Below are 2,287 nucleotides of genomic sequence, written 5' to 3' on the forward strand. Positions count from 1 at the left end.
CACCGGAACCGTGAGTCCCAGGCGGTTGAGCTCGGGGATGAAGTAGTCGCGGCGCGCCTTGAATTCGGCGCGGCGGCGTTCGTACTCTTGCAGGCTCTCCGGCTCAAAGCAGGCCAGGGCGGCATGCTGGGCGACCGTGCTGGCGCAGATAAAGAGGTTTTGCGCAATGCGCTCGATCACGGGCGACAGTGCCTCAGGCACCACCAGCCAGCCCAGGCGCCAACCGGTCATGTTGAAATATTTGCTGAAGCTGTTGATGCTGATCACGCTCTGGCCCAGCTCGCCGGGCATGGCGAGCGCTGAATGGCCGAAGTGCTCTTCATAGCTCAGCCCCAGGTAGATCTCGTCGATCAGCGTGATGCCGCCGCGGCTGTGCACAAACTCGTGAATGCGCTGCAGCTCTTCCGGTGCAATCGAGGTGCCTGTGGGATTGGATGGGGAGGCCAGCAGCACGCCGCGCGTTTTGGGGTTCCATGCCGCTTCCACCTTTTCACGTGTCAGTTGAAAGCGTTCTTCAGCGGTAGTGGGGACCAGCACCGCATTGCCTTCGGCCGCGCTGACGAAATGCCGGTTGCAGGGGTAGCTGGGGTCAGGCATCAGGATTTCGTCACCCGCTTCAATCAGGGCCAGGCAGGCGAGCTGCAAGGCCGCGGAGGCGCCCGCCGTGATGATGATGCGGCTGGGGGCTACCTGCGCCCCGAAGCGGGTGGCGTACCAGCCGCTGATGCGTTCACGCAGTGCCGGCAAGCCGGTAGCCTGGGTGTACTGCGTGGTGCCGTGTTCGATGGCGCGGGCGGCGGCTTGCTGCACCAGGGGCGGCGCCGTGAAGTCGGGCTCGCCGATGTTCAGGAAGATCATCGGCGATGCGCTGTGCGCAAATTCCTGCGCCATCGCGGCCGCCGCTTTGGCAACCTCCATGACATAAAAGGGCTCAATCCGCTGAGCCCGCTGGGCAATTTTCAAGGCTGGCCTTTCGCGGGGCGAGCCCCTATCGGGATTTGTCGGCGGCAACTTCGGCGGCGCGCAGCGAAGGCGCCATTTTGTTGAGTACGCCATTGACATATTTGTGGCCGTCGGTTCCGCCGAAAGCTTTGGCAAGCTCGATGCATTCATTGATCACGACGCGCCAGGGTACATCGAGGCAGTGGGTGAATTCATAGGCGCCAATCCACAGCACCGCATGTTCGACCGGCGAGATTTCGGCCATGGGCCGGTCCAGCAGGGGCGTGATCTGCGCATCGAGCGTCGCCGCGCCTTCGATACAGCCGTGCAAAAGCGCGTCGTAATGGGCGGAGTCGGCTTTATGAAAACCCACCAGGTCGCGGGTGAACGCGTCAATTGAATCGGCCTCGTTACGGCCCACCAAATGCTGGTAGAGCGCCTGCAGTGCGAACTCGCGTGCGCGCGTGCGGGCGGATTTGTCCGCTGCCTTTTTGACGCCGGTGTCGGTCAGGCCGGTGCGGGTTTGGGGCGGGCGTTTGGGTTTGATGATGGGGTCTGCCATGAGGTGCCATTCAGGTTAAGGGTGCAGGAGCAGGCGCTCAGGCAATTTCATTGATGAGGTTTGCCATTTCGACGGCCACACGGGCGGCGTCGCGCCCTTTGTCGACCTGCCGGGCTTCGGCCTGCGCGACGTTTTCCGTGGTCAGGATGGCATTGGCAATAGGCAACTGGTAATCAAGCGCCAGGCGTGTGACGGCCGCGCCGCTCTCATTGGCCACCAGTTCGAAATGGTAGGTCTCGCCGCGGATGATGCAGCCCAGTGCGATCAATGCGTCGTACTTGTCGCTTTCCGCCAGGGCCTGAAGCGCAACGGGCACTTCCAGTGCGCCAGGCACCTTGACGTGTTTGATGTTGTCCTCTTGCACACCCAGCGCGGCCAGCTCGTGTTTGCAGGCTTCCGCAAGCGCATTGGTAATGCTTTCATTGAAGCGTGCCTGCACGATGCCGATGAAAAGTTTCCTGCCGTCAAGCCTGTCGCCTGAACCTTTTTCTGCTCCAAACACGATGAATCCCTTTTGAATGATTTTTTAAACTGAATGAATTGACTAGTCTTTGGTGGTGTAGCCCACGATCTCAAGGCCATAGCCCGTCATGCTGGGCATGCGGCGCGGGTTGCCCATGAGATTCATCCGGTGCACGCCGCATTCACGCAGGATCTGCGCGCCCACGCCGTAGGTGCGCAAGTCCATGCGGCCGCGCTCAGGTGCCTGGCTGGCGCGTGCCGTGCCTTCAAACTGGGCCAGCAATTGCGCCGCGCTTTCCCCGCAGTTGAGCAGTACGGCAA

Annotated in this window: 3 protein-coding genes and 1 pseudogene; all 4 read right to left on the bottom strand. The window is 61.7% G+C overall.

Annotation, left to right across the window (positions count from 1 at the left end):
• Positions 1–963, bottom strand: a 963-nt coding sequence (locus AC1D0Z_RS19885; protein WP_477659898.1) for a pyridoxal phosphate-dependent aminotransferase, incomplete at its 3' end; no start/stop codon positions are given.
• 25 nt (positions 964–988) lie between these two features.
• A complete protein-coding gene (gene nusB / locus AC1D0Z_RS19890; protein WP_477659899.1) occupies positions 989–1,504 on the bottom strand; it encodes a transcription antitermination factor NusB in 516 nt (171 codons plus the stop codon).
• A 37-nt stretch (positions 1,505–1,541) separates the two neighbouring features.
• Positions 1,542–2,006 carry a 6,7-dimethyl-8-ribityllumazine synthase gene (ribH, locus tag AC1D0Z_RS19895; RefSeq protein WP_477659900.1) on the bottom strand — a complete coding sequence of 155 codons (465 nt, stop codon included), beginning with the start codon at positions 2,004–2,006 and terminating at the stop codon, positions 1,542–1,544.
• 42 nt (positions 2,007–2,048) lie between these two features.
• Positions 2,049–2,287: pseudogene (locus AC1D0Z_RS19900) on the bottom strand (bifunctional 3,4-dihydroxy-2-butanone-4-phosphate synthase/GTP cyclohydrolase II); the annotation flags it as partial.

It is taken from the genome of Polaromonas sp. P1_E3 (assembly GCF_056405935.1).

Excerpts from the sequence above, each read along its gene's own strand:
- nusB (WP_477659899.1), bottom strand. The coding sequence starts at position 1,504 with ATGGCAGACCCCATCATCAAACCCAAACGCCCGCCCCAAACCCGCACC.